Here is a 24,308-nt window from a genome sequence, read left to right on the forward strand (position 1 = left end):
GCGCGGGGGTGGCGTGGGTGGGATTAAAGAGGCGGCCGCCCCGGCTCCGGGGCGGCCTCATGACCGGCCGCTCTCAGGCGGCCTCCTGTAGGGTTGCGCTGTTGGCGGTCTGGTGAAGGTAGGCGACGGCGCGTTCGGCATGGGCGGCGGCCTGTGTGATCGCACGTTTGTCGTTCTGGAGCACCTGAATCCAGCTGCCGATATAAGCGGCATGATCGGGTCGGGGCTCGATGGCGAGGCCCAGGTCGGCGGCGAGAAAGGCCGCGCCAAGTTCGGCGACCAGTTCTTCGCGGGCATAGCCTTCATCGCCCCAGGTCTTGCGACCGAAACTGCGGTCGAGGCGGGTTTCGTGGCGGGTCCAGTGGATCGTCTCGTGCCCTCGGGTGGCATAGTAGCCTTCGGCGTCGTGGAAAGCCTCAAACGGGGGAAGCTGGATGCGGTCGTCGGTGACGCTGTAAAAGGCCCGGTTGCCGCCGTGGCGCACCTCGGCGGGGATGCCTGAAAAGAACGCTTCGGCCTGTTCGATCCTGTCGAAGGCGGGGGCAGGGGCCTCGATGGGGGCCGGGGTGAAGCGTTCCGGCAAGCCCTCGATCTGCTCGATGTTGAAGACGGTATAGGATTTGAGGAAGCGGAAGCCGTCTTCGCGGTCCTCTCCGGTCTGTTCGTCCGGCTTGGTGGTGGTGCTGCTGCCGTAATAGACGACGGGGGCACCTTTTTCGCCCTTGCGCACCTGAGCGCCAAGGCTTTGGGCTTGGCGGTAGGTCATCCATGTCGCCGAGGCGTAGCCGGATGCGACGGCCTCCATCCAAAGCAGAATGACGTTGATGCCGCGATAGGGTTCACCTGTCGCTCGCAGGGGGCGGGTCACACGCCCTGCGAGGGCGTCACTGCTCCAAGGCTTGAGCCAAGGGCGGACGCCTTGGTCCAGCTCGGCCAGAATGCGGTCGGTGATACGGGTGTAGGGGTCTTGGGGTTTGTCGGTTGTGGTCATGGCTCCTTGCTCCTTCTGATCCGCGCAGCGGGTCATGCGCCGCGCATGACCCCTGCCGACCCGGCGAGGGGCGGAGAGGGAGGGGGGCCAGGGCCTTGTGCCGCTGGGTGGTGCGGGCGCAGACGAAGGCGAGCCTCGGCCAGCAAAGAAGGCCTTGCGGGGGAGGGAGAGGCAGAGCCTTCTTCCTTCCCACTGTCTTGGGGGTTCAAGGTGCGCCCGGTGGCACCGGAGCTCGATCGGCGCGGCCATAGGCCAGCGCCTCATGCGTCAGGGATCGTGACCCGGCTGGGCCGAAACCCCGGCCCTCGGCTTGATCGAGGGGAGGGGGTTCGGTCGCGCCAGCGATAGAGCCCGACCCGTCAGGGGGACGCCCGGATTGCCACTACCTTTACGCCGCGAAGCGGCGTTCGCCGCCTGTCGGCGGCAGGGGCTCGGCGAGAAGCGGTCCGTATGGTGTCACTTGACACCGCACACCTGTTTTGATAGCCTAGGCTATGAAGATCAGGAACGTGGTCCACAAGGGATTGCGACGTTTCATCGAAAGCGATGATGCCAGCGGGTTGCAGCCCGCCGTCGTGTCCAAGATCCGCCGCATGGTGACTTTCCTCCAGGACATGGAGCGAGAGGACGAGCTGCGGACGGTGCCGAGTTGGAAGGCCCATATGCTGACCGGCGACCGCAAAGGCACATGGAGCCTGTTCGTCACTAAGAACTGGCGGATGACGTTTCGGATCGATCAGGACGAGATCGAGATCATCGACCTGGACTACGAGGATTACCACTAGGAGGTGGCTATGAACGCGATTTCTGGTTTCCGCTTGAAGAACCCTGCCCATCCGGGCGGCTTTGTGAAGCACGAGATCATTGAGCCTCTGGGGCTGTCGGTCACTGCGGCGGCCGAGGTGCTGGGGGTGACGCGGGCGACGCTTTCGACGCTGCTCAATGAGCGGGCGCACCTGTCTCCGGAGATGGCCTTGCGGATTGAAAAGGCCTTCGGCGTGTCGATGGATACGCTGATGCGGATGCAGAACAGCTACGACATCGCCCAGGCCCGCAGCCGGGAAGGGGAGATCAAGGTCGCGCCCTTCAAGGGCAAGCCGCTCGATCCCCAGCCCGCGATGATTTGAGGGGGCTGAATGACGGGGCGCTCACTCGAACTGTATTTCATCGACGGCAAGCCCGACGGGATGCTGACGGCTGAGGTCTTTAACTGGACCGGCCACGTCCTGATGACGCCCCGCACCCAGATCGCTGAGGCCCTCGCACGTAAGGAGGCCCGCTACACGGGCGTCTATGTCCTCCTGGGCGACAAAGAGGGGGAGCCCTACGCCTATATCGGCGAGGCGGAGGACATCAGCGACCGGATCAGGTCGCATGATGCCAGACGCGAGTGGTGGACGACGGCTGTGCTCATCACGTCGGCCGCGAACAACCTCAACAAGGCCCATGTGAAGTATCTTGAAGCCCGCCTGGTCGAGATCGCCCGGTCGATCGGCAAGGTGCCGCTGGAGAACGGGAACACGCCTGCACGCTCCAGCCTGTCCGAGGCCGGCCAGGCGAACATGGAGTCCTTCCTCGACTATCTCCTGATGGTCCTGCCCGCCCTCAGGATCGATATGTTCCTGAGCAGTCGGCGGACGCTTCGCGCCGCCGTGGCGGCTCCCTCGGCCGAAAGCCCGGGCGTGAGCTTCGAGCTGAATCTCCGCAAACACGGCATCACCGCGCGAGCGGTCCTCCGGGACGGAGAGTTTGTCGTCCAGGCGGGATCGACGGCCCGGCGCGAATGGTCCGGCATCGGCACTGAGGCCTCGGGCTATGCCCAGCTGCACGGCGAGCTGTGCCGGACCGGCGTGCTGGTTCCGCAGGGAGACGTCAGCGTCTTCACCTCCGACTATGCCTTCGGCAGCGCGAGCGGGGCAGCCGCCGTCGTTTGCGGCCGTCCTTCCAACGGGACGTTGGAATGGAGGGTCCAGGGCCAGGCCACAACCTACAAAGAATGGGAAGCCACGCGGCTTTCTGACGTCACGTAGTGACCTCCGCACCGCGACGTGTGCCCAAGGTGATAGTCACGGGCCGAAGCCTTCGGTTTCCGATCCACAAGGGCAGGCCCGTTTTACGGAGTCGAGCCGACACGCCACGCGGTTCGCCTTGTGTTCTTTTCGCCTTGTCTGCTGCCTCAGAGTGCTGCACTATGATGCACGCTCACCTGGGGAGGTCGAAAATGACGGCCAAGCACCGCATCACGGTAAATCTCGAAGAAGCTGAATATGCTGCCCTTCAGCGCATTGCCGAGGGTGCCGACCGTTCTCTCGCTTGGGTTGGGCGCAGGGCGATCGTCGATTTTATCGAACAGCAAGAGCGCGATTCTGCGCCATTACTAGCCGAGCTCGCAGTAGTGAGCTCTTCGGCAAGGCAACCCGCACGATGAAATATCTTGGTGGGCAGATATTCAAGGGTGACTGCCTAGACGTCATGCGGCGACTTGACGACGCATCCGTTGACATGATTCTTTGCGACTTGCCTTACGGCACCACCCAAAACAAATGGGACAGCATCATACCTCTCGAAGAGTTGTGGGATGAATACCAACGGATAATCAAGCCGAAAGGTGTAATCGCTCTAAGCTCGCAGGGAATATTCACAGCACGACTCATCTTGAGCAATGCTGACTGGTTCCGATACAAGTTCGTATGGGTTAAGAGCAAGCCTACTAATTTCCTGAACGCTCGACGCCAGCCTCTACGCCAACACGAAGACATCTGCGTTTTTTACGGCAAGCAGCCGAATTATAGACCGGTAATGTCGAAAGGTGAGCCCTACGATAAGGGAACACGGAAAGCGCAATACACCGGAAGCTACGGCGACTTTCGGCCTGTACAGGTCAAGAGTGATGGAGAGAGATTTCCAACTGACACTCTCTATTGCAAAACCGCTGAAAGCGAGGCGGGAGGAAGGGTCTGGCACCCTACGCAGAAGCCGGTTGCGCTAGGCCGCTATCTCATTCGTATGTTCACGGGGGAAGGCGATGTCGTCCTCGACAATGCTTTCGGGAGCGGTAGCTTCCTGGTCGCGGCAGCTTTGGAAGGTCGACGATTTATCGGTATCGAGAAGAACGAGGAAGTTCACCTCTTCAAAGAGAAGCGTATCGACTATATCAAAGTCGCAAAAGAGCGGCTTGCTGAAGTGGAAGCCGCTATGAAGGCAAAGCAGCCTCCACCGCCACTGTTCTCTGCTCTACAGCCCGCAGCTCGGGCGGGTCAGCCGAATAGGCGAGGAATGGTCGATGTTGACGCGGTGATCCGTGATGCTGAAAGGCAAGCGGTATGAGTGGCGGTGCCGCAACCTACAACGAGCGGTCTTGGGCCATCGACCTGATTGGTCACCTGAAGCATCTGGCAACGTCGAACAATCGCTCGGTCAAGGATGCGGGCGGGGAGCAGACCGTCAAAGCGGAAGGCGGGAGCCTGTTCCCCGATGTCCTACTGTTCGGAGATCGCGCAACCGCTCGCATTTTGCAGGGCTGGGAATTGAAGATGCCCGATACGGGCATCGACGACTTCGAGTTCCGGGATAACGCGGAAACCAAAGCGCGAGCCTTGGGCTTGGACAGCTTTCTCCTATGGAACGTGTCTCACGCCCATTTATATATTCGCGACGCTCCGACCGACGAATTTGTTCGTCGCCAGGCTTGGGACGATCTTGCTGATATCACGACGCGAACAGCGGTCGTCAGCAACCGTAAGCGCTGGGAGGCGCTGGCCGGAGAAATCTTCCATCATTTGAATGATCTTTTCGACCGAGGCTCACTCCAGGGTCGCCAGTTCATAGACGCCTACAGAAGCGGCGGTGTGACTTCCCTGATCATGGAGAATGCTGGTTCAGTCGCTGAGGCGCTGATCATAGCCGCCCGGAGAGATGCGCGTTTACGCGCCGAGATGACGCTCTGGTGGGATCGATCTAGAGCAGAATACGCGGGCGGCACGATGGAGCAAGTGCTGGCTCAAGCGGTCATTTCTAACTGGATCGGCAAGATTCTCTTCGGCCATATCTTGCGAGAAAAAGACACCCGCGCCCAGCGAGTGGCTGCGATCGGTGATGAAACGACTCCGGAGGAAGCTCTCGCTCTCTTCAGGCAGCTTTCCGAAGATTGTAACTTCTGGACGATTTTCTCGGACAGCATCGGCCTCGCCGTGATCCCAGATGTAGTCTGGGGTCAGCTCAAGCAGTTTAACAAGCTCCTTTCCGATCTGCGCGTGGGGTCAGTTGATCAAGGGCAGCTTTCAGGTGTGCTTGAAGCGACCGTGGAAGTGGCTGTGCGCAAACTACGTGGCCAATATCCGACGCCCATCGAGCTCGCCCGGCTTCTGGTGCATCTCTGCGTCCGCGATACGGTCGATGACAGAGTGCTCGATCCGTGCTGCGGCAGCGGAACAATCGCGCGCGCCGCGCTGGAGCAAAAGCTAACGGCCGGGGTTGGGTTAGATCGCGTAGCTGAGACGGTGTTCGCAGGCGACCAAGATCCCCAGGCAGTTCAGATCGCCACTTTCGCGCTGGCGAAACCGAGTCTCATGCATATGCCGCTGCGGATCTTCCAACGTGATGCTTTCACCTTGGAACCAACAACCGCGATCGACTTTCGCAATCCGACCGACGGCACAGTTTTCACCGAGGCGTTGGGGAACTTCGACGCGATCACGAGCAATTTGCCCTTCGTCGCTCAAGAGGGCAGGAAACAGTATGGCAATGCACTCGATCGCGTCGCTGCTGGGATGGGTGAAGAGGGCGAACGATTCACCCGCCGAGCCGACGTCGCTGCTTATCTCCCCTTCTCTTTACACCCGCTGCTCGTCGAAGGTGGGCGGCTTGGCATCATCATCACAAACGCTTGGCTCGGCACCGACTGGGGCGACGCTTTCTATAATCTGCTTGGTCGCTACTATGATCTAAAGGCAGTTGTGACATCAGGTGCGGGACGTTGGTTCCAGAATAGTGAGGTAGTCACCAACATTCTGGTGATGGAGAAAAAGGCTGATCCCGCCCAAGAGAACGGCGATATCAAGTTTATCGTGCTGACTCGGCCATTAGAGGAGCTGGCCGACGAAGACGCCGTGCAGATTGCGGCCGCCCAAATCGAGCTGGGCCAGACGCAAAACGACACCATGACCATCCGGGCGATCAGTCCTGCTGATCTGGCACGTTTCCGACGGCTCGGGCTCGGCGGCAACGCGCAGTTCTCCGACTGCGATTGGGTTCTGAGCCTTCCTCTGACCCCGCTCAAGGACCTCTTTACCGTGCGGCGTGGCGAGCGGCGCGGCATGAACACCCTGTTCTACCCTCGACCCGGCCACGGTATCGAGGCGGATTACATCAAGCCCCTGGCCAAGAGCCCCACCGACTTTTCGCGCCTGCGCTGCCCGGCAGCCAAGGAGGCATTTTCATGCTCACGCACAGAAGAGGAGCTCGCTGCGCTTGGTCACACCGGAGCGCTCAACTGGATCAGACGCTTCAAGACGCCGGAAAACATAGAAAAGCTCGGGACTACCGGACTGCTTTGGTATGAGATGAAAGCGGACGCGCTCACCGATTTGGTGATGTTCATCAACTACGGTGACCGATTGTTCGTGGGACGGGTCGACCCGCCAGCTTTCGCCGACCAACGGCTAGTGAGGTTGGAGCCCAAAGGTGCAGTAGACATCGACCTTGCCCACGCTCTGCTCAACTCCACAATCTCGATGTTCATCATCGAAGGTATGGGCTTTGGCAGAGGGCTTGGCGCTCTCGACCTGAATAAGGATCGTATCGAAAACTATATGCAAATCCTCGATCCAGCACGCCTCGATCAAGCTGGAATCAAGGCGATCAAGGACGCCTTTACGCCCCTCCTGGCCCGCGACGTGCTCAATGTGGCCGACGAACTGGAACAGGCTGATCGTCACGCTTTTGACGATGCGATCATATCAGCCTTCGGCTTGGACCTCGACCGAGAGCGAATTTACGATGCGGTGCTTTCACTTGTGGAGATTCGTCGGACAGCACTCGAATGATGCACGGAGACCAGGACTTCGACGACGGGGAAGGCGACTTGTTGTCGCCACTGACCGAAACTGAATTCCTACAGCTCTTGCTACGCGATTTTCACGACGACCTTCCGGGGCGTATCACCAGATTGCGTTATCTCGCCGATCAGGCGGGCACTTTGGGATCAGCTGGTGCAATGATTGTAGGCGGCTCACCGGCCTACAATGCTTACACGGAAGCAAGATCTTCGTTCGTGAATGGCAACTACGCTGCCACGATTATTCTATGCCAGGCTATGGCAGAAAATCTGCTCGCCGCCGCTGTGCGCCTTGACGGAACAGAGGTCCCGAACCGGGTGGCCTTCGCCGAGACACTGCGTCTCTGTGAAGCCAAAGGATATGTCACAAGACCAGATTGTGAGGCTCTGAAGAAGCTCGCCAATCTCCGAAATCCTCTGGCCCACTATCGGAGCCTCGACGACCCGACACACGTTGACCGGCGGTCTCTGAATGAAAAGACGCATTTCCTGGAGATTCTGGAGCGCGACGCATTCTTTGCGGTGGCACTCATCATGCACATTCTGTCCAAGAGGCCTTTTCGTATCGGCAGTTAGCGTCAAAAGCCTTCCCTTTTGACGCCGCCCTCCCGCCTCCAGGATTTCAACGGGTTGCGCGTCTCATAAGTCCGTTTCAAAAGTCGATGATGAAAATCGGCTACGCCCGCGTCTCAACAGACGATCAGAACCTCGACCTCCAGCGGCGGGCGCTCTCCGGCGCCGGGTGCATGGATATCTTCACCGATCAGGTCTCCGGCACCGCGAGCCGTCGGCCTGGCCTCGACGAGGCCCTTGCGCGGTGTAGCGCGGGTGACGTGCTCGTGGTCTGGCGTCTCGACCGGCTGGGCCGGTCGCTGTCCCACCTGATCGACGTGATCCAGCAGCTCGGCAAGCGCGACGTCGGCTTCGTCTCTCTTTCGGAGAACATCGACACGACGACGGCGGGGGGTCGCCTTGTCTTTCACCTGATGGGCGCGATTGCCGAATTCGAGCGGGCGCTGATCGTCGAACGGACACGCGCCGGGATAGAGGCGGCGAAAAAGCGCGGCAAGCACATGGGGCGGCCGATCGCTCTGACGGCCGCACAAGTGCGCCATGCACGGGCCCTGATCGACGGGGGCGAAAGCCCCGGAGCGGTCGCGGCCAGCCTGAGCGTTAGCCGTTCGACCTTGTATCGGGCGTTGAAGGCGCGAGCGCCGGGGGGCTAGTGCCCCCCGACTCCCTCAGCCTTGGGCTTGGGCTGATAGGCCCGCATGATGATCCGGCCTTGCAGCGGCACGGCCTCGCACTTGATGCTGAAGCCCTTGCCGTCACGGTTCGGCCAGGCCGCTCCGATCTTCGTCCAGTTGGCCTGCTGGCCGCTGCCTTCGACGCGATAGAGGATGAAGGCGGGGGAGTTGGTGGTTTCGGTCGCCATGTGAATGCTCCTTTCGGGTTCTGGGCCACAACCGCTGCGGCCTCTGTGGAGAGGCAGGCGCGGCTCAAGGGGCGCAGGGTCATGCTGGCCGAAGGGCCACCCGAACGGGGAAGCTGCACAAGCCGCCAAGGCACGCAGGCGGCGCGGAAGCGCACGCGATTGACGCTAGACCTGGCTGCGCCAGAGAGGATCCGCAAATAGGGTCGCGAGGGCTGTGGCTGCTCGAAAGGTGCCCGCTGGGGGCGACCGTGCCGACGACACCGCTCCACCTCGGCCGAGGCCTCGGAAGGGGCATCTGGACGATCCCGGCCGGGCTCTTGAATCCCGGGCGGACGATGCTCTGGCGAGGTCGGATAATGTATCTTCCGGAAAATGCGGGCTAGCCAAAGGCGGGGACAGGGGCATTGCCGGGGCGCTTCCCCCGGCGTGAACCAGGCCGACAGGCCTTCATTTCCGCAGCTCTGGCAGGATCGGGACTATTCCTCGCAAGCCTGACGGCTCTTCCTCTGGCGTTGCAGCCCTTCGGGTGCGTGGCGTCCCGACGCCCGCCTTGCCGAGTGCAGGAAGGCCGCGATCGGCGCGGTTCTCACCGACAGGAGGAACACCATGCAACACATCATCGCTTTGGAAACCCGCAGCACGAACGAACTCAATTTCATGATGCGCGACGCGCACGAGCGCCTCTATGCCGCGCCCACAGGATCACCGGAGCAGCGTCTGGCGAGAGCGGCGATCGACATGATCTCCCTGTCCTTGATGCAGCGTTTCGGCTGAGGAGAAGCGCCGCCGGCGATGCCGGCGGCGCGTCCTCGCTAGAAGAGGCTCATCTGACGGTGCGCGGCTTGGTGGGCCTGCCATTCCGGGCTCGCCGCCTCGTCCTCGATCCAAGCCTTGGCAAAGTCCAGCGGCCCGCCGTAGCTCTCGACGGCGGCCTTGCTGGTGAAGTGGGACCGATAGCCGGTTTCGGTGATCGGCAGCGGCGCACGCTGGGGCTGGATCGTCTCGATCTCCAGATGGGCGACGTCCCGACCGGGGCCGGTCATGCCCAGCCATGCCGGGGCATAGCGGACCTCGATCTCGATGCCGGTCCAGGTCAGGCGATGGACCTGATAGGGAAAGGCGCTCTTGATCACATAGTCTTCGGGATCGGGGGCGGTTTCGAGCGCCCCCGCCGCTGCGGCGAGGGTGCCTTCGTCGAGGAACTTGGCGAGGGCCTGCTCGGCGTCTTCGCGCGTGGCGAAGATCTCCGGGCGGGGCTCCTGGCCGTGCTCCGACACGGTCCAGGTGTTGATCAGGCCGCCGCTTTCGGTGCGGGTGAGAACTTCCCAGCTCATGCCGCACCGCCTTCGGTGCGCTTGGCCTCAAGGGCCGCTTTCGCCTCCTCCAGGCTCTGCGCGTTCTCGACGATGCTCCCGGCGTGACGCGCCGCCTCGGCGTAGACCGAGATCGGATGCGCCGGCGTGAAATGCCGGTCGCGCTCGATCGGCAGGCCCAGCGGGCCTCTGACGCTGGTGATTTCAGTGAGGGATACCCAGCCCAGCTCGGGGTGGCCGAGGTCGCAAAGACCGAAGGCGAGATCAGGATTTTCGGGGTCCAGCTCTGTCAAAAGCCATGTGGCGTTGGCGTCGGGGGTGAACAGTTTGACCACGGGTTTGAAGTCGATGCCGCCTGCGCGAGCCGCATTCGCCCTGCCCTGCTCCAGCATCTTGGCCTGCTGCTCTTTGGTGATGATTTTCATGTGTCTGTCCTCTTGGTTCGCGTTGAATTCCCCGAAGGGTGAGGACGGCCCGCCGGGGTCAGGGCGCGGCGTCAGACAGGAAAATTGGGGGGACCTTCAGGGGGAGCCGAGGCTTCCTGTTGACGCCAGGAGCGACCGACTCCGGCAAACGGCCCACGATCCCATTCAGGGGGCAACGCCAGAGGACAGGCGCAGCATCACCGCCTCAGCGGGGCTTGAAGATGCGGGCAAAAAAGCGGGAGCGAAAACGCGCTCTCAGGCTTCGACGGGAACCCCGCGGCGACGGCTGGGCCGCGGTCGTGCCCGGCGTCAGAAAGATTGAAACAGGCTTCCCGGTGTCCTGATCGGTTGTCGTCCCACCTCGGGCAAAGAAGCTGGGCGGAGCTTCACTGTCGCTGCCAGAGGCCTTGCCGGTGGCCGCCGATCGTGCCCGCACGGCGACCGACATGAATCTCGAAACGAGGCTCGGCAGGAGAACGAGTGCAATGTCTCGGACAAAGCGCGATGCCGGGGCGAAGATGGCAACCTCTCGGGGTTGCAGGCTCGGTGTGGGTTGCAGGAAACGCGAGCCTGTCAGCGTGCGCGGTCGTCACGCTCCGGGCCTTCGCGGTTTCGGGTCAAGGCGTCCTGACGGCGTTCTTCGTATTCACGCGCGATCTGACGGGCGCGTTCGTCATCGGCGAGGCGGCGGGCCTTGTCGTCGGCCTGGGTGCGCAACAGGTCCGCCCTCTCCTGTCCCTGACGATCGACGAGATCGTTCAGTTCCGTCCGGTGCTGGAATTCCAGCCCTGACACGAGAAGTCGGGCGGCGTCCTCGCGGGCGGCGTCCGCATCGGCGATGCGGTCATTCTCCCTCGCCTCTCGCGCCAATCGGGCATCCTCGGAGACGGCTTCGCGAAGGGACTGCCACAGGCGCTCAAAAGTCCCCGGCTCCGGAGGTCGATCCGCCTCGGCGCGGCGGGCCTGCTCCTTGGCGAAGGCATCGAAGGCGGCATAGGCACCCTCATTCTGGGCCTGCTGGAGAGCGTCGACCTCCTGGCTGTGGCGAAGCTCCTGCTCGCGCATCTGCTCGGCGTGGCGGGCCTCAATGGTCTCAACGAGCTTTGCGATGCGCTCGCGCACCTTCTCGTCGTCAACGGGAGCGGCAGACGGCTCGGGGGCCGTCTCGGGCGTGGCCTCCCCTTCCCCGCGCTCGCGGATCGCTGCGCGGGCCTCGGCGACGCTGGGAAGATCCTGCGCCTGAATGTCTCCCATGAAGGCGCGGAGGTCTTTGGCGGTGACGCCTGCGATCTGACGGCGAAGACTGAGGACCTCGCCCTCGGGGTCGATCAGGACAAAGTCGCGCCGGTCACCCTTGGCGAGGATATAGCCGCCCTCCTCCAGGGCGGCCTTGAAGGCTGGGCCAGTGTCGCTCGCCTCATATAGGCCAGTGATCTGGTCCTTGCGGGCGCGAGGGTCGATCCCGGTGCGTTCGGACTGCTGCCATTCGGCGTGGGTTATCTTGGACGATGGCGGCTCGGGCTGGGCCTCCCGGTCACGCTTGGCGTGTTTGCCGGGAACGGGCTCATGGCCGAACTCTTCCTCCAGACGGCGGCTGGCGCGTTCGTGGGCCTGATAATTCTGGCTGTCGCTGCGCAGGGTCATCGTGTCGATGTCGGTGCGCTGCCAGACCACATGAATGTGCTGGCGGTCGTTCTTCTCATGCAGGACCACGGCGCGGGGCTGGCCCTGTAAGCCGAGCTCCTGCTCCAGGATCTCGACGGCCCGCGACCACTGCTCCGGGGTCATGGCGTATCGGGCGTCGGGATCGATATTGGCATGATAGAGGCCCTTGGTTCCGCGTGTTCCGTCGGCCAGGGCCTGCCAATCCCGAAAAGCCTCATGCAGGGAGCCGGTCGGCGATTGCAGCTCCAGCACCTTCACGCGCTCGTTGGTGTCCGTGCGCGTCAGGTGTCGGGAGAGGGTTTTAGGCCCTGCCCGGCTTGCGCCCTTGATAATCACCGGAAGGCTCCATGCGGAGGGCGTCGAAGATGGAATCGCGGAGCTGAAGGTAGGCCTGCAAGGCCTCGCGCAACTCGGGCACGTCGGGAGCCTCGCCAGCGTTCACGGTTCTGGCGATCTGGTTGATGTTGTTGCCCACGCGCCCAAGCTCTCCGAGCAACTGGCGCAGCGCAACATGATCGACGGGCGGACGACGCTGGGCACGCGGCCCGGCATTGCCGAGGGCGGCGGCCCGCATGAAGGCTGCGACGGCCATGCCCGCCTTGTCGGCACGGTTGATGACGGCAGCCTTCTCTTCAGGAGTGACGCGGGCATAGAGGGTCTCGGTGCGCTGACGCTTCTCGGACTTGTTCCGGGGCGTCGGTTCAACCGTCATGCCGTGCCTCCTGTCACTGCGGGCGGATGCCCGTGCGTGGGTGCCGGGACACAAGAGTCCTGGCGAGGGGGTCGAGGGGCGCGGTCGCCTCCCGTCAGGTTTCCAAAGGGCGCGAAGGCTCTTTGGTCGGTGCCGCTGCGATCGGCGGTCATGGGTTCCAAGGGAGAATGAAATCTCCAATGGCGGGTTCAGGGCGGGGCCCTGATCCAGGGTGCAGGGGCGGGACGGCTCCTGCTCTGGGGGTTCCACAGGGGGGCGCGAAGGCCCTCCTTGGTCGGGGATGCAACGGGGGCGAAGCACCCCTTGCCAAGCGTGTGGACGGTCAGTCCGCACATGGCTTGCATCTCACGCAAACGCATTTTCAGAATAGCAGAAAGACGCCAAGGATTGGTTAACCCCTTTTGGGCAGCAGCAGGTCCCTCGCCTGATTGACTTGCTGGACGAGCCGGGTCGATCCGCCGGGCCGATCCGGGTGGAGCTGCTTGATCCGGGTCATGTAGGCCGCCGCGATCTCCGCTGGGGACGCCCCCTCTTTCAGCCCGAGGATGTCCAGGGCGTCGGCCTTGCTCATGGGCGGCGGCGGTGGAGGGGGTGGTCGTCGTCCCCCGGACTTGCCGCGTTGATCCTTGCCCGGGCCGCCGGTCTCGCCGCCCTTCCCTTCCCGTCGGCTCTCCTCCCTCTGATGATAGGGGTTGTCATCCACTGCGGTCAGGTCCGGTATCTCGATGCCGTGGGCGACGGCGTGCGGCCGGATGTGGTCTTCAAGTGCCTCGTATATCACCGGGGTCAGGTAGTGAGGGCGTTCGGTCGGGTTGAAGGCGAAGGCGATGCCTGGGCCAAGCGCCATGATCTCGTCGGGGAAAAGGCGGGCGCGACCGGTCTCGCCAAAGCTCCTCCCCTCCCCTCCCTGGCCTGCACTGACGGTCCGGCTAACCGTCTGCACGGTCATCTGTCCGATGGCGCGGCTGAGATACTCAGCCGTGGCGAGGTCGTTGACGTTACAAAACCACTTCCATCTGCAATTGCCGATCAGGGTGTCGGCAGCGGTCCCGTAAATGTCGCGAAGCTGGCTAAGGCTCTGGATGGCGATAGTGTAGTCGAGCCCCGCCCCGCGCATGACCGCAATGTCCCGGACGAAGCGGTCAACCCGCCCCAAGGCCGGAAACTCGTCGATCAGGAACATCCCGCGTATGCCCTTGGCGGCGGGCCTTTCCCGTTTGAACGTCTCGGTGACGGCGGCGAGGAGCAGCCGAAGCCAGGCGGCCTGTGGCTGCATCTGCTCGTCGGGGATGACGATGAAGACAGTCGTCTTCCCATCGACGATGCTGCTGAGCGGAAACGACGAGCGGTTGGTTGCCCTGACGAGCAGCGGATCGGCGGCAAACTGCAGGGCGTCGGCGAGCTGGCTGATCACGCTGCCATACTGACGATCCCCCATCGTCATGAACTGTGCGATCTGCTTTCGCATGGCACCGTCATAGGCGGTGCTGCCCGCCATGTCCTTGAACAGCGTCTCGCGAAGATCCTCCATTTTCTCGCCGCCGCTGAGGAGGTCGGCGATGCCGCCAAGCGTCTTGTCCGGCCCACCCTGGTCGGTGACCCAAAGCAGGAGCGCGGTCAGCATGGAGGCCGCGCTGCGCTGCCAGAAGGGATCGGCCGAAGGGCCGCTGATGGCGATTTGCTCCGCCATGCTGCGGGCGATCGAGACCACGTTCGGGTCGTCGGCTCTCAGAACATCGAGGGGGTTGAACGTGGCCGCCGTGAAACCGGCGGCAGCATAGTTTTCGGCGAGCACCCCCCAGGGATTGATGATGTGAACGGACTGATGGAGGTGGTCGCGCCGAAAGCGGGCGGTGATCGCTGCGTTCTCGCCCTTCGGGTCAATGACGATGATTGAGCTCTGGTAGAGCAGGAGCGTCGGCACAATGACCGTTCTGCCTTTTCCGGTCCCGCTCGGAGCGACGATCAAGGTGTGTGTTTCAGGCGTGCTCAGGATCGGCGCACCCTTCACCACGCCGCCGAGGCCCGGATAGGCGCTCATGCCGAGGTAGACGCCCTGGTTGAGCCCACGGGGCTCATTCATCCTGTTGCGGAACGGCGCATAGTCCGCCGTACCGAAATTGCCGCTCGTCTCTACGGGTGTCTCAAGCGATTTCAGCCATTTCACGAACAGCGTAGCGAGAACGCCGAAAGCGACCAAGCCAACGAGCCAAAGCAGCCATCCGAGGTCGGTGTCTGACCTGGCCTCAGCCTTCTTCGCCTTTGCAACCGCGATGTCCGCTGCGTGTTGCGTCCGGCTGCGGGTCGGACCGGTGATTTCTACAAACTGCTCGCGGATGGCGGATGGAAGATAGAGCGCTGCGACTTCCTCCGCGCGGGACTGGCTATAGTTGAACTCGCCCTCCGCCCCATAAAAATCACGGCGGCGACACCGCCCGAACCTCGGGCAGGCACCGATTTCCTCCAACCGCGCCCTATCAACCAGGTCGTGATAGTAGGCGACATAGAGCTTCTGAAGCCGCCGCACGTCCGGCGGCCGATCCTCGGGACGGATCGACGAAAGGCGCTCAAGCGCCCTATTCAACATCAGCATTCGCCCGGCCTGACGACCGAGGACAACCGTTTCACCTTCTTCGGCCGAAGATTCCTCGATGTCCGCCCTCACTCTCAACGGATCAGGAAAGCCATTGAGGTAGGGGGTGCGTCGCGAGCTCGTCAGGACGCGGCGTGCTTGCCGGGCGGCATCTCGGCGCACGGCGGCCCCCTGCCCTATTGCATCGGCCCGCTCGCCGAATTCAACAATGCCCTCTTTGGCTCCTTGAAGAGTGCGCTCTGAAAAATCGGCCGGGACGCCGTCGCGGCGTCGCTCGGCCTCTATGAGGTCCACATCGATCAAGCGACTTGCGAGCGTGTTAGTTAGCCACTCCCGCGTATCTTGAGCGCGAGCTGACAGGCTCACGGCCAACGCCAGGACCACGATTCCCAGAAGTGTCAGGAGCGTTCTGGGCACCCGTTAAACGGTCCTGTGGCTGTTACCGCTTCTTGCCGGTGTGCTGAGATTCGAGGGCGTCCAGCGCGAGATCGAGGACGGCACCCAAGGGTTGTTTCAAGTCGTCGGCGATGCGGTAAAGCCTGTCAATCGTCTCGGCGGTTGCCTTCACATTGATCTGCTGATTGCGGCCGGTCGTGTAGCGCCGCCGGGCCTTCGTGACCGGTGCGGCTGGGGCCTTTTCAGTGGATCGGGCCTTGCGGCTGGGAAAGCCTGCGGCCTCGGCGATCTGCTCGATCGCGGCGGCGGGTGGCGGCGGCTTGATCTGGGGCTCGAAGTCGCTGAGATCACCGAATGGATTGGCGCGGTCGGTGCTCATGCCGCCACCTCTTTAGTCCGAGTGGAGGTGCCCCCCCTCCCCTCGCGCAGCTTCTCGATGATTTCGGCGGCGATCTGGGCGGCGTTGGCGACGGCCTTGTCGAGGTTCGGCACGTCTTTCGGATTCAGGGTCTCCAGCGTCCGGCGGAATGAGAACATGGCGCGGAAGGCTTCGCGCTCGTGAAGCTGGGCTTTGAGGACGGGGATGCCCGCATCTTCAAGGCCGTGCTGGATGTGGCCCATTGTGCGCGTGCGGATGATGGGGCTGGTCCGGGTCAGGAGCACGCCGAAGGGCGTCGCCCGGCCGGACATTTTCTCTTGCTGTTTGACGACGCGAATGGCGCGGCTGGCCTGTTCGGCGTCGAGCTGCGAGCCTTGGGTCGGGATGACCACAAAGTCGGCTTGGCTGACCGCCAGCAAGACGATTTTCGCGGCGGTGCCTTCGAGATCAACGATCACGAAGGGGGACGCGGATGCCGCCTCCTCGATCTTCTCGATGATGTTGTCCTCATCGGCGTCGGCGACGACGCTGAGGTTATCGGGCAGCTCGGCCTCTTTGGACCAGGCGGCGATGGGATGGTTGGGGTCCGCGTCGATGACCGTGACCCGCGCGGCCTTGGCGATCTGAGTGGCGAGGACGAGCGCCGCCGTCGTTTTGCCGACGCCCCCCTTGGGACTGACGAAAACGATGGTTGGCATGGGCACCCCCTCAAGCGGCGTTACTAGATAGCTACCATAGTAGCTACCGGATAGCCGCTGTCAATCGGATAGCTACCCGATACCTCTCGGCTACTTGGTAGCTACCGGCTATCCTTTGATACCGGATAGCTACTTGGTAGCTGTTGTTAACCGAACCCAAGCCGACGTCATGGGATAATTGGGGGAGGCGGTCCCAGGAGACGATTCGAATGGCCGCCGGATCAGGGGGAGATATGACGGTATGGATTGCCTGTGGTGCTGACATCATTGCCGCCGATGTTATCCGGTGGCGCGAGCCGATCTGGGAACGCCGGGGACCGAAAGGGGCCAAGCCCCGCAAAGTCGGCGACCGTGAGGTGGTGGCGGAGGTCATCGACGGGCCTGATGCTGACGGCTGGATGATCTTGTTGGTGCGTGGCTGCACCTTATTGGCTGATTCCCGGCCGGAGGATCAGCTCAAAACGGGCCAGGAAATGCGCCGGAAGGCCACGACGATCACGCGCGGCGAGGCGGCCCGGCTCGAATGGACCGACGAAGCGGCCCGCCGGGCCGTGCGCGGCAGCCGATTTATCCGCCCGGCGCACGGATCGGGCTCAAGTCCCGACGCCCGCGACGTCTGATCAGCGCAGTCCGAATTCGGCCGAAGCCATTAGAGCCTCTCTGAGCGGCCTCGGCCGTCGGGGTAGGGGAGGGGGCCGAAACGGACCTCAAACCCCTTCCTGCCTCTCCGCTCCCCCTCTGGTGGGGTCTTCGGGCACCGCCCTCGCCCCACCCCTTCCTCGCCAAGCCTCTTTGGTTCCGCTTCTCTGATGTCTGGAATCGGGGCGTGTTGTCGAAATACATCCGCCGAAGGCGGACCGGGGCAACGAGCCAACAGGGCAAGCCCTGTTGTCCGATTTCGGGGCGAGGCCGAAGGCCGCTGCCCCTCTTCTTATTTTCTGAATCTATAAGTTCTTAGATTCCGGTCGCGAATATCGTGGCTGTGCAAGGGTTTAGTGGTCATTAGCACAAGGAAACGGGGGCTTAGTGCAAGGGAATGGGGGGCCTTTAGGCAAGGGATCGGGGGGAGTTTGACAAGGAAATGGGGGGCCTCCAGCGCATCGGGCAATCGACTTATCCACAAGGCTCGGGCGGTCGGCGGGGCCGATCTGCCCTGCCGAATAGGACAAGGGATTGGGGGGCCTGGACAGACGAGGGGCGGGAGCGGGCGACTGCCCTGCTGGCGGGCTCGATTGGCCCGCAAAGAGGCCTGTAGAGCGCATTAAGGCAAGAAATTGGGGGGTCTGGACGGCGCTATTCTCCAATGAGTGCAAGGGATCGGGGCGATGGATCGCCCCTCGATCGAGGCCGCGAATCATTATGACAAGGGATTGGGGGGCCTTGCCGCCCTGCCTTGGTCACAAACTAGACAAGGGCTAACAGGGTCGCGCCTTGCACACAAGGCAGTGCGTGTTGCGCTCCCGCCTTGTCTTATGCCATGATTTTCCCGGTTGGCCGAGTCGGCCAGAGGTAAACCCGCCAGTGAGGGCCGGGATGGCGAAGGCGTCTAAGACACTCGATCAGAAGAACAATCTCCAGGGCATGGTCAAGGCCGGGGAGCTGATCGAGATCAAGCAGTCTCATCTGCTGACACTCCAGGACGGGCGCATCTTCGACCGGCTGATCGAGCACGCTTGGCCGACAATCAAGTCGCAGACCGAATTCCGCTGCCCGATCCACATGGTGCGCGGGCCGACGCATCGGGGCTCTGAGCGGGTGCGCGACAGCGTGGCGCGGCTGATGAATACGATGCTGACGGTGCCGTTTCTGGATGAGACGGACGGCAAGCGGAAGGTGCTGCAAACGACGTTGATCGCGGGGACGGTGACGACGGAGGACGAGAACGATCCGACGGGAGAGATCGTCTATTCCTTCTCGCCCCAGCTCCTGCGGGTGCTGCAAAACTCCAACTATTGGGGCCGGATCAAGTCGCACATCTCCTATGCGCTCTCGTCCAAGTATGCCTATCGGCTCTATCAGGCCGTGGCGCTGCGCATTAACCGGGAGATGGTGAGCCAGGACTTCACGGAGGACGGCCTGCGCGAGCTGCTGGCCGTAGCGCCCGGCCAATATGAGAAGTTCACCCACCTGAACCAGTCGGTCATCACGCCAGCGGTCGAAGAGGTGAATGCCTTGACGGACTTCGTGGTCGAGATCGAGCCGATCCGTCCGCTGGGACGGGTGAGGGGGGCGATCTCCGGCTACCGGGTGGGCTGGCGCAAGAAGACCCCGGCGGAGCAGGATGCCGTCCTCGACGAGCTGCTTCGCCACAAGGCGGGGCGCAAGGCCCGCATTCGCGGGACGGTCGAGCGTCTGACGGTCGACGAGACGGTCTGGCTGGGATCTGATGGGCCGACAAGAGCTTTGCCCACGCCGAAACCGACGCCCGGAGCGAGGCCAGCGAGGAGTGGCGAGGCGAAAGAGCAGACGGCCGAGCCGGTCTAGGGATACCGCCTTGGTGACGCCGACTCGAAGAGTTGGCGAACGATCTGGTCAGGATGGGGGAGGCGGCGACTGTGCCCCTGGATGGCGGCCGAGCGGCGCGCGCTCTCTGGCCTCTATAACCGCTGCGGGGCTATTGGAGCCATGCGAACTGCTTGTCGGCCCTGCCTGAGACCGCGCTTCTGATTCAGATCTGATGGCCGCTAAGCCTTAGGCGTCAGCCTAAGAGTCAGCAGCAACATTGCGAGACAAATTGTGCTCGAGAGCGCGAGCGTGGTGGCGACCGAGGCGTCCAGGGCGAGTGCGAACGCCGCTGGCGCGACGGCTTGAAGGTAACGGGCCGGGGTCAGCGCCATCGCCTGCCGGACAGCATAGCGGTCCGGGCCATAGATCTGGAGAGGAAGGACCCCTGACGCGACGGACAGCAAACCGTTTCCGAGACCCTGGCCTATGGGCAGCAAGACTACGGCCTTCCCCGCCCCGATCAGGGCTGCAAAGGCCCCCGCCGGGTGCAGCAGGCAGGCGATGCGCACGGTCGTCAACGGGTGGGACTTCTGGAGAACGACGAGATCAACGACACGGGCCACAATCGCGCTGATCGCCATCAGCCCTGCAGCCCAGGCTGCCTCCGTGGCTGTCATGCCGAGGCCCGCCAGGATGCGCGGAAGGTGCGCCGCCATAGCCGTCGAGACCAGCCACGCCCCCGCGAACAGGCCGGCGATCTGAAACATCCTTCGGTCCCACACGATACGATCAGGCTTAGCGGCTTCAGTAGAGATGCCGCCGCCGCCGTCCTTTCGCCGGCGCGGCACGAGGGCGAGGGTGAGGGGCGTGCAAAGCAGGAGATGAGCCAGCGCCCATGAACCGCAGGCGAGACGCCAGTCTCCCGCCTCCAGTAATGCCCGGCTGATCGGCCACCCGAGCCCTCCTCCGAGCGCTCCGATCAGGGATACGGCGGTGATCCCACGGCGCGCCTCGGTCCCTCGAAGGTCCACCAGGATGGCGAATGCCGTCCCGTAGAGACCGGAGCCCATGCCGACGCCCAACAGCGTGATGCCGAGCCAGAGTTGGATTGGAGACCCAGCCGTGCACATGACCAGAAGCGCCACGGCGAAGGCGACATGCGCCGATGCCAGCACCGTGCGTCCGCCACGGCGCTCTATTGCGCGGCCTGCGAAGGGCGTGAGGACGGCCGAAAGGAGAAAGGCTGCGGAGAGCGCGGCGAAGAGGTCGGCCGGTTGTCCTCCTGTCGCGCGCGCCATGGGATCGGCGAGGACCCCCAGGAGATAGTAGCTCGACGCGAAGGCGACCATTTGGCCGAGGCCGAGCGTCGGAACGAGAAGCCGATTGCGCATAACGCGCAGTCGCCTGCTTGTGACCGATCGGGAAGCGACTTATCGAGCCCAACATGTTCGAAAATCTCACAGCGCCGAGAGGCCTGCCCTCTCTCAACGCCCTGAGAGCGTTTGAGGCGATGGCGCGATTGGGAGGCGCCACTCGCGCTGCGGCGGAGTTGAACGTCACACACAGCGCCGTCAGTCGGCAGGTCAAGGCACTGGAGGCGTCCTTGGGCGTGCGGCTCTTTGAGGGACCCAAGTCAGCACTCCGGCTGACCAGTGCAGGTGGTGAACTGCTTGCGGGGCTAACGCCGGGTTTTGATGCACTCAGCGAAGCCGTTCGTCGTGTCCGCGTGCGCGATAGCGTCACGATCGCTATCCACAACAGCCTGGCCGTGAAGTGGCTGATTCCACGGTTGGGGGACTTTGAACGCGAGAACACCCGCCTGACGCTCGAGCTGAGTGACCTGCCTGTCGAGGCTGTAAGGGCGCGGCAGGCTGATCTTGTGGTTCGTTTGCTGGACGGCCCAAGGCTCCTTGAGCCCGATGTGCATCCCCTGGCGGAGAACCACATCGGCGTCGTTTTTGCGGAAGGGCTCGGAGATAGGTTGGCGGAACTGCCACGGCTGGTGGCCGCCAGCCACTTGCGAGGTTGGGTGGACTGGGAACGGATTACGGGTCTCGCGATCCCCCATAACAGGACGCGATCTCTCTCCCACCTGCATCACGTCATCGATGCGGCCATGTCAGGGCTCGGAAGTGCCGTTCTGCCTTGGGTTCTGGTCTCGGAAGCGGTTCAGAACGGAGAGCTTGTGGCTCCTTGGGGCTTTGTTCCGGATGGGGGCCGCCTCGTCGCCGTTGGGTCAGAACAAACCTCGGCGGCGGTAAGAAAGACTCTTCAATGGCTGCGGACACAAGCTCCCGATGGGCCTGCCTCCCCCCCGGACAATGCGGAGCCTGCATTCCTTGATGCTGGCTGAAACGCTAAGGCTTCATGTCCCACTTCGCCAAACGCTTCAGTGGAACAGGGAGCTGATGGACGGTACCCGAAGTGGATAGCACGCAAGCCTGATTCAGATTCGGGAACCATGAAGGCACTGGGTACTAGGCGTCCCGAGCCGGCTTCTTTTCTTCCCGCATGGTATCAAGAAGCTGCTGCATGAGGCGGATCAAGCTCTGACGGTCGGCCGGTCGGAGGCGCATGAGCGCATCCTCACTTATCTCACGAGCAGCACTGGTAGCTGGGACCTCAAGGAAGCGGGCCTTCTCGGTCAAGCAAATGATCTGAGAGCGTCCATCCGATGGATGGGGAGAGCGTTCGATCAGGCCGTCCCTTTCCATCCTCTTGAGCGTGTTCGCGAGCGTCGCCTGCTCGACGTCCAGCCTCTCCACCAGCTGCGCCTGTGTCAGGCCGTCGTCATTCCATAGCTCGATGAGGGTCATGAATTGAGCTGGCGCGAGGCCGATTGGCGCTATGGCGTCGTGCAGGCGATGGGCAAATAGCCGGGCCAAATGATTGGTCAGATAGCCGGCCGACTGATCCTTCTGAAATCCCAAATCGCGCTCCTAAAACATAGCTTGCTATTCATATACGGATAGCATACTATGTACTTACATCCAACGGAGGTTATCATGCGACTGGTGATTTTTGCCATGATGCTAGGGCTGGGGATCGTGACGAGCTCGGTCGCCCGCGCTCAGGAGGTGATCCTCATCAACGTCTTCGAGGTGCCGGAAGGCCAGGTCGAGGAAACGATCGAAGCTTGGGAGGTGGCGAGAAGCTTCCTGAGTCAGCAACCCGGGTACGTTTCCACCACGCTTCACAGGTCAATCACGCCAGACGCGCGCTTCGAACTCATCAACGTCGCCGTCTGGAGCAGTCCAGAGGCCTTCAGAAGCGCGTCTGAGCGGATGGTTTCTGAGGCCATCATGCCGCCCGTGGCAGGCCTCCGCTTCTCACCGGCCCTGTACACTGTGGTCCGTCAGGATCCTTCGAGTGGGCCCGATCAGCCATGAAAGCCGCATCAAAAAAACTCTCCCTCTGCTGCCCCGACCAACGGCGCTTTGCTGTCGGAGCCAGCGTCGCCAGCGATTTGGGACTGACGCCCGATCGATGGCAGGTTCTGGACGTCGTCTACTCTGCAGCCGAACCGATCTCGGTTACGGACCTTGCCCGCAACCTCGGCGAGGCGCGACCGAGCGTTCAGCGGATCGTCAAGGAGATGGTCTGGGACCAGCTTCTCACGCTGTCCACGAACGCGCAGCGCCCGCAAACCCGGCGTGTGCTTATGACCCTGCAGGGTGAGGCAAGCTATGCCGCCGCTACAATCCGGCTCATTCGGTCAGTTCGCAGGCTGAGCGAGCGCCTGACCGCGAATGACGCCGATATGGCCCATCCTGCTTTGCGGGCCATGCCTTACCCCCTGCTCAACGAACTCAGGCCACTGGGAGGCGGTCATGACCTGGAAAAGTCAGCCTGACCGATACGGTCTCGTTGCGATAGCTATTCACTGGACGAGTGCGGCCTTGATCATCGGCCTGATGGCTGCGGGCTTCGCTGCCGCCAATGTCGACGATCCCGCGACGAAGGCGCTGGTATTGCGCCTGCACGCGCCGCTCGGCGTTCTGGTGCTCCTGCTGACACTGGCTCGTCTTTTGTGGTGGGCGCTTGGTGACCGCAAACCCCGGCCGAAGCCCGGAGAGCCCGCCTGGCGCGTCCGCTTGGCCAAGGCTACGCACGTTGGCCTGATTTTCGTCACCCTGGGCTTGGCGGCATCGGGCATTGCCCTTTTCGCCCTATCGGGGGCGGCTCCTATTGTGTTCGGAGGACCGCCACAGGCGTTGCCCGATTTCTGGGACTTTCCACCGCGCTATGCCCACGCCGTTCTGGCGCGCGGCGCGGCCGTCCTGATCGCGTTGCATGTGTCGGCCGCTCTTTATCACCACGTCGTTTTGAAAGACCGGCTGCTTAGCCGCATGGGGATCGGGCGGTGACTGAGAAACGCGGCGCTGTCGCGCCTTCATCGTCGCAATCTGCAACAACAGACATGCGACCTTTTCCGGCAAAGGGCTCCTGCTGATATGACCTGGGCGATCTGCATCCTGGCGGCAACCACCTTTCTCATTCACACCTTCATCGGGGGGCCGCGTGTCGCGGCACCGCTGTTGGCGGATACAAGCCTGCCCAAAGCCTCGAAATGGCTGAACTACTTCTGTTGGCACATTGCCACAGTCCTGCTGGCCTTCATGACCGGAGCCTTCGCGTGGTTGGCGCTGAAACCGCAACCGGCGGTACTCGGTCCAGCGCTGGTATTCTTCGGGGCGTTGAGCCTCGTCCTATCGGTTCTGAGCGCAGGCGTAGCCATGCGTGGCGGGATAAACCCGCTGCGCTTTCCGTCAACGAGCCTGTTCGCTGCGATCGCGGTCGTGTGCGCCTTCGATTTCAACCGAATCGTATGAGCGACGCCCCTTAACCCTTGTGGACGCCTGACCGGGAACTACTGGCTCGCAGGGGTATGAGCGCTCGGCCCTGCTAGCAGCTTGGGGTGGACGGGCTTTTGGGTGACCTAGGCAGGGCAGGGGGCTCGGTGATCAGGGTGCGCGTGTCCTGATTGGTCTCGCGCCAGGCGAGGCCGACGGCCTGATTGAAGATGTCGGTCAGATAGTGATCGAATCGCAAGCGGCCCCCGTCGCTCGTTCCCCTTCATTCATTTTACTCCAGAACGCGCCGCCGGTGGCGGCGCGTTCTGCAAATCCTTGATGTTCAATCCTTTCGCCGCGACCAACGGGAGCGGCGCGGGGGTGGCGTGGGTGGGATTAAAGAGGCGG

The 24,308-nt window shown here is 62.8% G+C and carries 27 protein-coding genes and 1 pseudogene; 15 read left to right on the plus strand and 13 right to left on the minus strand.

Features of this window, described 5'->3' with window-relative positions; translation table 11 throughout:
• Positions 1-73: 73 nt before the first annotated feature.
• A complete protein-coding gene (locus IP78_RS13500) occupies positions 74-991 on the minus strand; it encodes an ArdC family protein (RefSeq protein ID WP_054112188.1) in 918 nt (305 codons plus the stop codon).
• Positions 992-1,485: 494 nt separating this feature from the next.
• Here IP78_RS13500 and IP78_RS13505 point away from each other — a divergent pair, with 494 nt between their 5' ends.
• The 3 genes from IP78_RS13505 to IP78_RS13515 are packed head-to-tail and all read left to right on the plus strand — an operon-like array spanning position 1,486 to position 3,021.
• On the plus strand, positions 1,486-1,776 hold the full coding sequence (locus IP78_RS13505) for a type II toxin-antitoxin system RelE/ParE family toxin (protein ID WP_054112189.1): 291 nt from the start codon (positions 1,486-1,488) through the stop codon (positions 1,774-1,776).
• Between the two features lie 9 nt (positions 1,777-1,785).
• Complete coding sequence (locus IP78_RS13510) at positions 1,786-2,118, plus strand: HigA family addiction module antitoxin (protein WP_054112190.1); 333 nt, start codon at positions 1,786-1,788, stop codon at positions 2,116-2,118.
• A 9-nt stretch (positions 2,119-2,127) separates the two neighbouring features.
• On the plus strand, positions 2,128-3,021 hold the full coding sequence (locus IP78_RS13515) for a GIY-YIG nuclease family protein (protein WP_054112191.1): 894 nt from the start codon (positions 2,128-2,130) through the stop codon (positions 3,019-3,021).
• Between the two features lie 146 nt (positions 3,022-3,167).
• On the opposite strand, the gene IP78_RS15355 is transcribed toward IP78_RS13515, so the two are convergent.
• Positions 3,168-3,347 (minus strand): hypothetical protein, encoded by a 180-nt coding sequence (locus IP78_RS15355; protein WP_156320419.1) that lies wholly within the window; start codon positions 3,345-3,347, stop codon positions 3,168-3,170.
• A gap of 68 nt (positions 3,348-3,415) precedes the next feature.
• Here IP78_RS15355 and IP78_RS15080 point away from each other — a divergent pair, with 68 nt between their 5' ends.
• The 4 genes from IP78_RS15080 to IP78_RS13530 all read left to right on the plus strand — a co-directional run bounded on the left by IP78_RS15080 (position 3,416) and on the right by IP78_RS13530 (position 8,272).
• A complete protein-coding gene (locus tag IP78_RS15080) occupies positions 3,416-4,318 on the plus strand; it encodes a site-specific DNA-methyltransferase (RefSeq protein WP_082385103.1) in 903 nt (300 codons plus the stop codon).
• Entirely contained in the window at positions 4,315-7,035 is a 2,721-nt protein-coding gene (locus tag IP78_RS13520) for an N-6 DNA methylase (RefSeq protein WP_054112192.1), read from the plus strand. The genes IP78_RS15080 and IP78_RS13520 overlap by 4 nt, the downstream gene beginning before the upstream one ends.
• On the plus strand, positions 7,032-7,622 hold the full coding sequence (locus IP78_RS13525; RefSeq protein ID WP_054112193.1) for a hypothetical protein: 591 nt from the start codon (positions 7,032-7,034) through the stop codon (positions 7,620-7,622). The genes IP78_RS13520 and IP78_RS13525 overlap by 4 nt, the downstream gene beginning before the upstream one ends.
• 89 nt (positions 7,623-7,711) lie before the next feature.
• The gene (locus tag IP78_RS13530) at positions 7,712-8,272 is read left to right on the plus strand and encodes a recombinase family protein (RefSeq protein ID WP_054112208.1); all 561 of its coding nucleotides are present in this window, start codon (positions 7,712-7,714) and stop codon (positions 8,270-8,272) included.
• Here IP78_RS13530 and IP78_RS13535 read toward each other — a convergent pair.
• Positions 8,269-8,481, minus strand: a complete 213-nt coding sequence (locus IP78_RS13535) for a hypothetical protein (protein ID WP_054112194.1) — start codon at positions 8,479-8,481, stop codon at positions 8,269-8,271. The genes IP78_RS13530 and IP78_RS13535 overlap by 4 nt on opposite strands.
• Positions 8,482-9,087: 606 nt before the next feature.
• Here IP78_RS13535 and IP78_RS15360 point away from each other — a divergent pair.
• Positions 9,088-9,255, plus strand: a complete 168-nt coding sequence (locus IP78_RS15360; protein ID WP_156320420.1) for a hypothetical protein — start codon at positions 9,088-9,090, stop codon at positions 9,253-9,255.
• Positions 9,256-9,293: 38 nt separating this feature from the next.
• On the opposite strand, the gene IP78_RS15565 is transcribed toward IP78_RS15360, so the two are convergent.
• The 7 genes and pseudogenes from IP78_RS15565 to IP78_RS13570 form a co-directional block, all read right to left on the minus strand.
• Positions 9,294-9,815 (minus strand): hypothetical protein, encoded by a 522-nt coding sequence (locus tag IP78_RS15565; protein ID WP_197272464.1) that lies wholly within the window; start codon positions 9,813-9,815, stop codon positions 9,294-9,296.
• Positions 9,816-9,883: 68 nt separating this feature from the next.
• Positions 9,884-10,219 (minus strand): annotated as a pseudogene (locus tag IP78_RS13545) (DUF2958 domain-containing protein); the annotation flags it as partial.
• A 573-nt stretch (positions 10,220-10,792) separates the two neighbouring features.
• Positions 10,793-12,142 carry a relaxase/mobilization nuclease domain-containing protein gene (locus tag IP78_RS13550; RefSeq protein ID WP_054112195.1) on the minus strand — a complete coding sequence of 450 codons (1,350 nt, stop codon included), beginning with the start codon at positions 12,140-12,142 and terminating at the stop codon, positions 10,793-10,795.
• Between the two features lie 43 nt (positions 12,143-12,185).
• On the minus strand, positions 12,186-12,596 hold the full coding sequence (mobC, locus tag IP78_RS13555) for a plasmid mobilization relaxosome protein MobC (RefSeq protein ID WP_054112196.1): 411 nt from the start codon (positions 12,594-12,596) through the stop codon (positions 12,186-12,188).
• Between the two features lie 391 nt (positions 12,597-12,987).
• The gene (locus IP78_RS13560) at positions 12,988-15,483 is read right to left on the minus strand and encodes a type IV secretory system conjugative DNA transfer family protein (RefSeq protein ID WP_231681017.1); all 2,496 of its coding nucleotides are present in this window, start codon (positions 15,481-15,483) and stop codon (positions 12,988-12,990) included.
• A gap of 145 nt (positions 15,484-15,628) precedes the next feature.
• Positions 15,629-15,964: a hypothetical protein gene (locus IP78_RS13565; protein WP_054112198.1), complete on the minus strand. Its 336-nt coding sequence runs from the start codon at positions 15,962-15,964 to the stop codon at positions 15,629-15,631.
• Positions 15,961-16,662: a ParA family protein gene (locus IP78_RS13570; protein ID WP_054112199.1), complete on the minus strand. Its 702-nt coding sequence runs from the start codon at positions 16,660-16,662 to the stop codon at positions 15,961-15,963. The genes IP78_RS13565 and IP78_RS13570 overlap by 4 nt, the downstream gene beginning before the upstream one ends.
• 209 nt (positions 16,663-16,871) lie before the next feature.
• On the opposite strand from IP78_RS13570, the gene IP78_RS13575 reads away from it, so the two are divergent.
• Both IP78_RS13575 and IP78_RS13580 read left to right on the plus strand, forming a co-directional pair.
• Positions 16,872-17,282 (plus strand): hypothetical protein, encoded by a 411-nt coding sequence (locus tag IP78_RS13575; protein ID WP_156320423.1) that lies wholly within the window; start codon positions 16,872-16,874, stop codon positions 17,280-17,282.
• A gap of 913 nt (positions 17,283-18,195) precedes the next feature.
• A complete protein-coding gene (locus IP78_RS13580) occupies positions 18,196-19,146 on the plus strand; it encodes a replication initiation protein (protein ID WP_054112201.1) in 951 nt (316 codons plus the stop codon).
• 200 nt (positions 19,147-19,346) lie between these two features.
• Here the strand turns inward: IP78_RS13580 and IP78_RS13585 are convergent, their stop codons facing one another.
• Positions 19,347-20,498 carry an MFS transporter gene (locus tag IP78_RS13585; RefSeq protein WP_054112202.1) on the minus strand — a complete coding sequence of 384 codons (1,152 nt, stop codon included), beginning with the start codon at positions 20,496-20,498 and terminating at the stop codon, positions 19,347-19,349.
• Between the two features lie 53 nt (positions 20,499-20,551).
• Here IP78_RS13585 and IP78_RS15085 point away from each other — a divergent pair, with 53 nt between their 5' ends.
• Positions 20,552-21,460, plus strand: a complete 909-nt coding sequence (locus tag IP78_RS15085) for a LysR family transcriptional regulator (protein ID WP_082385109.1) — start codon at positions 20,552-20,554, stop codon at positions 21,458-21,460.
• A gap of 124 nt (positions 21,461-21,584) precedes the next feature.
• Here the strand turns inward: IP78_RS15085 and IP78_RS13595 are convergent, their stop codons facing one another.
• Positions 21,585-22,037 carry a MarR family winged helix-turn-helix transcriptional regulator gene (locus IP78_RS13595; protein WP_054112204.1) on the minus strand — a complete coding sequence of 151 codons (453 nt, stop codon included), beginning with the start codon at positions 22,035-22,037 and terminating at the stop codon, positions 21,585-21,587.
• Between the two features lie 75 nt (positions 22,038-22,112).
• Between IP78_RS13595 and IP78_RS13600 the strand changes: the two genes are divergently transcribed.
• The 4 genes from IP78_RS13600 to IP78_RS13615 all read left to right on the plus strand — a co-directional run bounded on the left by IP78_RS13600 (position 22,113) and on the right by IP78_RS13615 (position 23,939).
• Positions 22,113-22,496, plus strand: coding sequence for an antibiotic biosynthesis monooxygenase (locus tag IP78_RS13600; protein ID WP_197272465.1), 384 nt, complete (start codon positions 22,113-22,115; stop codon positions 22,494-22,496).
• On the plus strand, positions 22,493-22,960 hold the full coding sequence (locus IP78_RS13605; protein WP_082385112.1) for a MarR family winged helix-turn-helix transcriptional regulator: 468 nt from the start codon (positions 22,493-22,495) through the stop codon (positions 22,958-22,960). The genes IP78_RS13600 and IP78_RS13605 overlap by 4 nt, the downstream gene beginning before the upstream one ends.
• The gene (locus IP78_RS13610) at positions 22,938-23,474 is read left to right on the plus strand and encodes a cytochrome b (protein ID WP_054112206.1); all 537 of its coding nucleotides are present in this window, start codon (positions 22,938-22,940) and stop codon (positions 23,472-23,474) included. The genes IP78_RS13605 and IP78_RS13610 overlap by 23 nt, the downstream gene beginning before the upstream one ends.
• Before the next feature lie 87 nt (positions 23,475-23,561).
• Entirely contained in the window at positions 23,562-23,939 is a 378-nt protein-coding gene (locus tag IP78_RS13615) for a hypothetical protein (protein ID WP_054112207.1), read from the plus strand.
• A gap of 73 nt (positions 23,940-24,012) precedes the next feature.
• Here IP78_RS13615 and IP78_RS15365 read toward each other — a convergent pair whose 3' ends face one another.
• Complete coding sequence (locus IP78_RS15365) at positions 24,013-24,159, minus strand: hypothetical protein (RefSeq protein ID WP_156320424.1); 147 nt, start codon at positions 24,157-24,159, stop codon at positions 24,013-24,015.
• Positions 24,160-24,308 lie beyond the last annotated feature (149 nt).

This window comes from Brevundimonas sp. AAP58, from assembly GCF_001295975.1.
Classification (GTDB): domain Bacteria; phylum Pseudomonadota; class Alphaproteobacteria; order Caulobacterales; family Caulobacteraceae; genus Brevundimonas.

Bases quoted from the DNA above. Each gene is read 5' to 3' on its own strand.
- IP78_RS13500 (WP_054112188.1), bottom strand. From the start codon at position 991: ATGACCACAACCGACAAACCCCAAGACCCCTACACCCGTATCACCGAC.
- IP78_RS13600 (WP_197272465.1), top strand. From the start codon at position 22,113: ATGCGACTGGTGATTTTTGCCATGATGCTAGGGCTGGGGATCGTGACG.
- IP78_RS13610 (WP_054112206.1), top strand. From the start codon at position 22,938: ATGACCTGGAAAAGTCAGCCTGACCGATACGGTCTCGTTGCGATAGCT.
- IP78_RS13515 (WP_054112191.1), top strand. From the start codon at position 2,128: ATGACGGGGCGCTCACTCGAACTGTATTTCATCGACGGCAAGCCCGAC.
- IP78_RS13570 (WP_054112199.1), bottom strand. From the start codon at position 16,662: ATGCCAACCATCGTTTTCGTCAGTCCCAAGGGGGGCGTCGGCAAAACG.
- IP78_RS13530 (WP_054112208.1), top strand. From the start codon at position 7,712: ATGAAAATCGGCTACGCCCGCGTCTCAACAGACGATCAGAACCTCGAC.
- IP78_RS15080 (WP_082385103.1), top strand. From the start codon at position 3,416: ATGAAATATCTTGGTGGGCAGATATTCAAGGGTGACTGCCTAGACGTC.
- IP78_RS13520 (WP_054112192.1), top strand. From the start codon at position 4,315: ATGAGTGGCGGTGCCGCAACCTACAACGAGCGGTCTTGGGCCATCGAC.
- IP78_RS15565 (WP_197272464.1), bottom strand. From the start codon at position 9,815: ATGAGCTGGGAAGTTCTCACCCGCACCGAAAGCGGCGGCCTGATCAAC.
- IP78_RS13605 (WP_082385112.1), top strand. From the start codon at position 22,493: ATGAAAGCCGCATCAAAAAAACTCTCCCTCTGCTGCCCCGACCAACGG.
- IP78_RS13505 (WP_054112189.1), top strand. From the start codon at position 1,486: ATGAAGATCAGGAACGTGGTCCACAAGGGATTGCGACGTTTCATCGAA.
- IP78_RS15360 (WP_156320420.1), top strand. From the start codon at position 9,088: ATGCAACACATCATCGCTTTGGAAACCCGCAGCACGAACGAACTCAAT.
- mobC (WP_054112196.1), bottom strand. From the start codon at position 12,596: ATGACGGTTGAACCGACGCCCCGGAACAAGTCCGAGAAGCGTCAGCGC.
- IP78_RS13510 (WP_054112190.1), top strand. From the start codon at position 1,786: ATGAACGCGATTTCTGGTTTCCGCTTGAAGAACCCTGCCCATCCGGGC.
- IP78_RS13535 (WP_054112194.1), bottom strand. From the start codon at position 8,481: ATGGCGACCGAAACCACCAACTCCCCCGCCTTCATCCTCTATCGCGTC.
- IP78_RS13525 (WP_054112193.1), top strand. From the start codon at position 7,032: ATGATGCACGGAGACCAGGACTTCGACGACGGGGAAGGCGACTTGTTG.
- IP78_RS13565 (WP_054112198.1), bottom strand. From the start codon at position 15,964: ATGAGCACCGACCGCGCCAATCCATTCGGTGATCTCAGCGACTTCGAG.
- IP78_RS13585 (WP_054112202.1), bottom strand. From the start codon at position 20,498: ATGCGCAATCGGCTTCTCGTTCCGACGCTCGGCCTCGGCCAAATGGTC.
- IP78_RS13580 (WP_054112201.1), top strand. From the start codon at position 18,196: ATGGCGAAGGCGTCTAAGACACTCGATCAGAAGAACAATCTCCAGGGC.
- IP78_RS13615 (WP_054112207.1), top strand. From the start codon at position 23,562: ATGACCTGGGCGATCTGCATCCTGGCGGCAACCACCTTTCTCATTCAC.
- IP78_RS15085 (WP_082385109.1), top strand. From the start codon at position 20,552: ATGTTCGAAAATCTCACAGCGCCGAGAGGCCTGCCCTCTCTCAACGCC.
- IP78_RS13575 (WP_156320423.1), top strand. From the start codon at position 16,872: ATGGCCGCCGGATCAGGGGGAGATATGACGGTATGGATTGCCTGTGGT.